Source organism: Candidatus Electrothrix sp. (assembly GCF_052785085.1).
This window is the reverse complement of sequence record NZ_JALAAI010000162.1, coordinates 1-7,125: the sequence shown is the minus strand read 5'-3', so window position 1 is coordinate 7,125 and position 7,125 is coordinate 1. Positions and strand designations below refer to the sequence as shown.

Here is a 7,125-nt window from a genome sequence, read left to right as displayed (position 1 = left end):
TATGTCTTATGCTGATGTTGCAAACGAAGGTCTGCCCATCGGTAGCGGTTTAGTGGAGAGTGCGATACGCAGAGTGGTTAATCTGCGGCTCAAGGGAGCTTCGTTGTTTTGGTTAAAGGAAACAGCAGAGGCCATGTTGTATTTACGGGCGCATTACAAAGCTGGTCGATGGAACATGCTGAGAGAGCATATTTTTTCCCTCAAGGCAGCAAGTGTGGTTTGACCTACTTTTTGGGAATGCTCCCTTCTCGAACAGCCTGTTGAGCACCGTACTGATTTCCTGCGTTTTTCCTCTGTACTGCCGGGCGGCAAACTCAATTTCTCCAGGAATGCCACTGAACAGATGCCAGATCGCATTGTGTTTTGCGTGTGGAATCTCCTTCAGAACAATCAGCCGAATATTGTCGCTTCCTCTGTATATATCATAAACACCATCCTGAACCTTTGTCAACTCCAGTTGCGCAGAGAGCTTTTGCGGGTATCTGGCGCTAACGCCGTAGAGTTGAAACTGGTCTTCAGGATACAGGTCGTTGAAAGATGAGCTAATCTGCTTGCGATAGTTGACATAATGCCCTGTCAGCTCTTTCAGAACCCAGTCGTCCAACGGTTCCCTGACTGATTTGAAGGTCAGCAGGTTGTGTTTCTTCATTCCCTCCAGTCCGTCTGGCAGAGGATCAATGAGTCCGCCTGAATCCTGACGCAGAATGATAATGTCCAGCAGCTGCTTTTTAACGGAAAGGTCTTTTTCCAGCTCCACGTTCCAGGCTGAACCGCTGAAAAAGTCAATAAATATCAAGCCAAGCAGCCGATGCCAGTCTATTATTTGTTGTTTCATCATAGAGGGTGTTTCATTTATCCATCTCACTCTTGCCGTTGAACAATCGCCTCAGCAAAGCGATAGGCCAATTTTTCCAGATATCTCCGATGTTCAAGCTGGTTTAAAAGCTCTTCAGGCAAATATTGATACCCGCAAGCCGCACCCCAGATAGCCCCGGCCATTGCCCCAATGGTATCTGTATCACCGCCAACTTCCCTGGTATATGTTAACATATCAACAAAGGGAGCCTTGCGCAAGGCAAGTCCGATATAGCAGGCTGTCACACAGGAATCCTGCGCTCTGATCCCATTCCCCAGTTCCTGAGCAATCTGTTTCGGCGCAACAGGATGCTCTGCGTGGAAAAATCGCTCCGCAATGGCAAGTCTGTTGTGCATATCCATCGTTTGAATATGAAGGCGAAGTCGTTTCATAATCTCCTGCACAGGATAATCCCGGCAGACCAAAGCTACTGTCAGGCCGATGACCACGGCTCCGTCCAGACCAACAGGATGGGCATGGGTGACTAAGGTTGCAGAACGAACAGCCTGCACAAGTTTCTTGTCATCTCCTGCCCCGTAAAAAAGCCCCACCGGAGCAGCCCGCATAGCACCGCCATTGCCCAGTGATCCATTGACATACACCGCCTGATTTGCAATAGACCAGTGCTCTCCTTTCCGAATACGCCTGAGCAGTTTTGCCGCTCCTGGCCCATATCCCCTTGACCATCTGTAGGAGCTGGCAAAACGTTGGGCAAGATCATCCTGGTCCATCTTATTGCAAGTAAGAAGAGACTCTATCACATCAACAGACATCTGGGTATCATCGGTCCAGCAACGTTTCCCTCGGCGTCTGCCGAGAATTCTCCACAGCAGCTGTTCAATAATCCCTCCCTCATAGGGCGCACCAAAGGCATCACCCAGAGCTGCAGCAAGAATTGCGCCGCATATACGAGCATGATGTGTTTGCATACTTTGTCCCCGCATTGGAGAATTGATAGGGTAAGGGCACGGCATGCCGTGCCCCTACAGCATAAATCATGAGAAATGGTCAAACCCCTGAAATGTAATGGACTGCTCCCTGTCTGCATCAGGACCACACTCTTGCAAGACAACACCTTGACTAGGCTCCGTAATAATCCCAACAGGGTTTACCCGAATGCTTTGCCTGGCTGCTATCTCTATAATTTTTTCATTATCTTGTGGGCTTGCTGTGAACAATAACTCGTAATCTTCACCGCCTGTCAGCATCCAATCCCTTCTTTTTTCCCCCAGCAAGGATGCTGCTGCTGCCAACCCCGTGCTTCCTGGCAGCTTGTCAGCTGCAATCCGTGCCCCGACCTCGCTCTGTTGACAGAGATGGGCAAGGTCTGTGGCAAGTCCGTCAGAAAGATCCATCATGGCATGGATACAGCCTGCCTGGGCCAGAGCCTTTCCCAAGCCTGTTCGGGCTTCAGGATCAAGGTGGGCTGTTATGCAGGGGGCAATTTCAGAGGGATATTGTGAGGATGTTTCGTAGAGGCACGGCGCGCCGTGCCCCTTTCCTGTGCGGAAATAATCAAGCCCAGCAGCGGCATATCCCAATGCACCAGAAACCCAAATGTTATCCCCAGGACAGGCCCCGTGTCGATATACCACCTGATCCTGTGGGCTCTCACCAATCAAGGTCAGGGTCAGGCTGACCTTTTCCGGGCTGCACACCGTATCACCGCCAATCAGCAAACAACCGTATTGACTGCAAGCCTCATTAATGCCTTTATTGAACGTAGACACCCATTCCGGGTCGAAATTCTTTGGCAATCCCAGGGAAAGCAAGACAAACACTGGCTTTCCTCCCATTGCAGCAATATCACTGACATTCACTGAAACAGCCTTACGCCCTACTAAATAAGGAGGATGCCAGGAGCAATCAAAATGCACCGATTCAACCAAGGTGTCCATAGTCAACAACCAGACATTCTCCTGATCCTTGGTAACAACAGCGCAGTCATCGCCAATCCCTTGAACCAGGCCATCAGCTTTTTGGGTGGTAAGCTCTTTGATGTGCTGGATAAGGTCTCGTTCTTTCATAAACGTTTTCGCCAGGTACCGTAATTATCAGCTATATACTTTTCAAGGAATTCACGGGTTTCCTGGCCATCTTTGCATGACAGAGCCTGCTTTGCCAGCCTATTCAAACGGCGAGAAGTCGAGTGGCGAAGCAAACGCTTTACATGGGGGATTGCTGAAGGACGCATGGAAAGTTCGTCCAACCCCAGTCCCAACAGAACCGGGGCCATAGAAACATCACCAGCCATTTCACCGCACAGCGCCACCTCAATTCCCTGGGCATGTCCGGCCTCAACTGTCCGGCTGATCATGCGTAACACTGCTGGGTGGAGAGGGTCATACATCTTAGCCACATACTCGTTACCCCGATCAATAGCCAGGGAATACTGGATAAGATCGTTGGTGCCAATACTGAAAAAATCAACCTCAGCAGCTAAAACATCAGCCATAGTAACCGCGCTGGGCACCTCCACCATGATACCAATTTCAATGTCCGGATCAAAAGGAATGCCTTCGCTGACCAGATCAACCATGACCTGCCCAATAATTTCCTGAACCTGTTTTAGTTCGCTGAGCAAGCTAACGAGCGGCAGAAGAATGCGAAGCCGACCAAAGGCTGAGGCCCGCAATAAGGCCCGTAGCTGGGTAATAAAGAGAGATTGCTCACATAAGGAAAGACGGATGGAACGCAAGCCAAGGGCAGGATTGCGCTCATGCAGGTTCTTAAATCTATTCCCTGGCAGTTGATTGGCAAGTTTATCCCCACCTGCATCCAGAGTTCGGATGGTCACTGGTTGTGGATCAAGGGCAATGACCAAATCCCGATATATGTTGAGCAAATCCTCTTCATTCGGCAAAAAATGCTGCTGAAAATAGCCAAACTCTGAACGAAACAGGCCAATCCCGTCAGCCCCGTAATAGATAACCCCTTCCATTTCATCCGGGATCTCAATATTGGCAGACAGGCGAACCTGTAAGCCATCCAGAGTTTCTGAAGCCAGATGGATGTACCAACGCAGTTCATCGGAAAAGGCCCGGTGCTGCCGGTTATACTCCTGATACAGCTTTTGTTGGTCCATGGTGGGAGCCAGACAAACCCGCCCATCATAGCCGTCCAGAATAATGGTATCACCGGTCCGGCATAGTTGGGTGATATTTTCCACCCCTACCACAGCAGCCAGGCCCAGGGACCGGGCAACAATAGCTGTATGTGAGGTCACCCCGCCTTTTTCTGTAAGAAAGCCAAGTACTTTTTCAGACTGCATCCGCACAGTATCCGCAGGCGTGAAATCCTCACTCACCACAATAACAGGCTCTGCAAAACCAGTGGGAAACTGCTGACCATGGTCAGAGAGCTGTTCGAGAAGCAACTTGACTACATATTCAACATCTGTAAAACGATCCCGAATATAATCATCACCAATATGATCAAACTTTCTTTTCACAAGAAAAAGGGCCTGAGATAGAGCCCATTCTGCATTGATCTGTTTCTGTTCAATCAGATGGGAGGTCTGCTTCAGGATCATAGGGTCTCTAAGCATCCGGATATGGGAATCCATAATGGTCAGGGTATCAGAAAGATCACCCTTGAATTTATTGCGCAGCTTTTGGAGTTCCTGCTCTGCCCGGTCAACAGCCCGTTGGAAACGTCCCTGCTCTTCCTGAATCGCATTTTCCTTCAGCTGATAACGAACAAGATCATCAGAACGGGGTCTGAGCACCACAGCCCTTCCCACCACAATACCAGGGGATCCACTGATACCGTACAGAGTTTCCGGCTCACGATCTTCAGCCAAGCGCTTATCCTGCTCTGTCTCCTGTCCACCCTGTACCATCAGTCTTGCAGAACTCCCTGATCAGGGGTTGACAACACCTGATCCACAGCAGCAATAATCTGTTCAGCATCAGTACCTTGGGCCGTGAATTGAATCCGGCTCCCCTGCACCAGCCCCAGACTGAGCAACTCAAGAATAGAATCGCAGTCAATACGTTGCCCTTGATCTATAATCTGCACAGAAGCCTCGTGCTCATCAATAATCTTTATCAAACGTTCAGCAACCCGACAATGAAGGCCGTTGGGGTTGGTTACTGTGCTCTCCCAGGAAACCGTTTTCATTTCACCAAACGCAGTCCACCCTTTTTTCCTGTATTTTTCTTGGTCAGAGAAGAAGAAACAGTCTCCTGATCGCCTCCTGCCTGTGCCGCTTCTTGCACAACATCAACAGCCTGAACAAAACGACCTTTTCCACCCATGGTAAAGGTTTCCTGGCCAGTGAACTGCTCTGTTCGTAATGTCCAGACAATGGGTTGCAAGGGAACAGTAAGGAACTGCATATGCACTTCCCACCATTCATCTTTACGGCTATGATCCCGTTCAATCCCGGTCACCAGGGCATACCCTGCCATTTCGGTTTCCTCAATCACCACGAGAACAATATCTCCGACCTCTGTTGTCTCTTTAAAAGGGACAAGTTTTCTTAATTCTTTAACAAATTTTTCCATGAGTATGCAATTGCTTTTTAAATGAAAATACCGCCCAACTCCATGGAGTCAAACGGCCAATATTTACAACCATTCAAACCACAGCTCGCACGAAAAAAACAAGCTGGGATTCTATAATTTTCCAGAGACAACAAGGAAGGCAGGATCGTTCATCTAAATTTTTTCTGAATAGCGTGCAGGATATCTGTTATCTCGAAAAAAGCCTCTACCAATTCCGGGTCAAAGTATTCTCCCGAATCTTTCCGTATCTCATTATAAATCTTTTCATCATCCCAAGGGGGCTTATAACTGCGTTGAGAAGAAAGGGCATCAAAAACATCAGCCAAGGCCACGATCCGGGCTGCAAAAGGAATATCCTTTCCAGCCAGAGGCTTTCGCACCCATTGCTCTCCCTCCTGGACCAAGCGACCAGGGTACCCCCTGCCATTCCATCTCTCATGATGATGAAGAACAATATCATGAGTCATTTGGTCAAGCTCTGATGAAATATTGACGAATAGGGCCGCACCAGAAACGGTATGAAGTTTCATTTCCTCAAACTCTTCCGCAGTCAATGGACCTGGTTTTTTCAGAATAGCATCAGGTATCCCGACCTTACCAGCATCATGGAGTAAGGCTGCCCGGCTGAGAAGATCACAGTACTTGATGATCTCATCCTGAGGAATCTTTCTTTTTTTAGCCCAGCACCTGTAAATCTCTACACTATAAGCACTGACCCGTTGAACATGGGCACCGGTTTCTCCTGGATCATGAAGCTCGGCCATTTTGACCATCCTCAGAATCAATTCATGATTTAACATGCTCCGCTCAATAATCGCTGCAGCATTATTGCTAAAAACACGAACCCATATTTTGCTCTGTTCCGAAAACCGGGTTACCCGACCTTGTTCATCCTGAGCATTGATAAGCTGCACCACCCCGACAAGGCATCGATTATCCAACGAAACAAGCGGAACAGTCAGAATAGAGGTGGTATGGTAATTATTTCTCCTGTCCAAGGATTCATTAAATTTATACGGGACATCCGAAGAGATATTATACACGTCATCAATCGCCACAATTTCTTTAGTCAGGGCAGAAAAACCAACTATAGAATCCTCGCTGATGGGGATACTGACATTGCGATATAGAGCCGCACCAGCATCTTTTTTACCAAACAAAGTGTCATTCTGCACATGCCGGAACTCTAACTGCCCATCCTGAACCAAAAATATGGAGCCTGCATCAGCACGGGTCAGGCTCCGCGCTTCGGATAGGGTGGCATTCAAAATCGTATTTACATCCTGTAGTTGATTCAGCGCACTTATCTTATTCAGAATGAGAGATAACACCTCTCCTTCTTGATGCCGATTTTTCATAGTATACTCAATATACTTCAGTCAGGTTTATGTCTCATGATTCTTGCAACGCATCGTACTCTACAGTAATATACCACAGGATAGGATATAGTTTTATCAAGGTTTTTTCAACAATAAAAACCCTCTGCTTAATAAACTCACCAGCTCACCAACAACTCCTTTCTTTTATCACTATCCCAATAAAAAAAGCAAGAAGGAGAAAAATTATCCAACCATTACCCCAACAGTAAAATTAATGACCGGCATAATCACCTTACCAATAATCCCCATATAAAACAGGCCCCTGACAGCCTTTCTGTAAAATGGACATAAGGCGCAATAACCCGACAGCCCTCAGGTTGGAGGCTCTCTCAGGCTCACGTTAATCAGCTTACCGTTACGTTGTATACCCAGAGCTGTTAAC

Annotated in this window: 7 protein-coding genes; all 7 read right to left on the bottom strand. The window is 47.9% G+C overall.

Annotation, left to right across the window (positions count from 1 at the left end; translation table 11 throughout):
- Nucleotides 1–142: 142 nt before the first annotated feature.
- Nucleotides 143–838 (bottom strand): hypothetical protein, encoded by a 696-nt coding sequence (locus L2082_RS17580; protein WP_446010286.1) that lies wholly within the window; start codon nucleotides 836–838, stop codon nucleotides 143–145.
- A gap of 23 nt (nucleotides 839–861) precedes the next feature.
- Nucleotides 862–1,785 carry an ADP-ribosylglycohydrolase family protein gene (locus L2082_RS17575; protein WP_446010285.1) on the bottom strand — a complete coding sequence of 308 codons (924 nt, stop codon included), beginning with the start codon at nucleotides 1,783–1,785 and terminating at the stop codon, nucleotides 862–864.
- A 66-nt stretch (nucleotides 1,786–1,851) separates the two neighbouring features.
- Nucleotides 1,852–2,883: a thiamine-phosphate kinase gene (gene thiL, locus L2082_RS17570; protein WP_446010284.1), complete on the bottom strand. Its 1,032-nt coding sequence runs from the start codon at nucleotides 2,881–2,883 to the stop codon at nucleotides 1,852–1,854.
- Nucleotides 2,880–4,697, bottom strand: coding sequence for a phosphoenolpyruvate--protein phosphotransferase (gene ptsP / locus L2082_RS17565; protein WP_446010283.1), 1,818 nt, complete (start codon nucleotides 4,695–4,697; stop codon nucleotides 2,880–2,882). Before ptsP ends, thiL begins: the two co-directional genes overlap by 4 nt.
- Nucleotides 4,697–4,978, bottom strand: a complete 282-nt coding sequence (locus L2082_RS17560) for an HPr family phosphocarrier protein (RefSeq protein WP_446010282.1) — start codon at nucleotides 4,976–4,978, stop codon at nucleotides 4,697–4,699. Before L2082_RS17560 ends, ptsP begins: the two co-directional genes overlap by 1 nt.
- Nucleotides 4,975–5,364, bottom strand: a complete 390-nt coding sequence (locus L2082_RS17555; protein WP_446010281.1) for a hypothetical protein — start codon at nucleotides 5,362–5,364, stop codon at nucleotides 4,975–4,977. The genes L2082_RS17560 and L2082_RS17555 overlap by 4 nt, the downstream gene beginning before the upstream one ends.
- Nucleotides 5,365–5,513: 149 nt before the next feature.
- On the bottom strand, nucleotides 5,514–6,722 hold the full coding sequence (locus L2082_RS17550; protein WP_446010280.1) for an HD domain-containing phosphohydrolase: 1,209 nt from the start codon (nucleotides 6,720–6,722) through the stop codon (nucleotides 5,514–5,516).
- Between the last annotated feature and the right edge of the window lie 403 nt (nucleotides 6,723–7,125).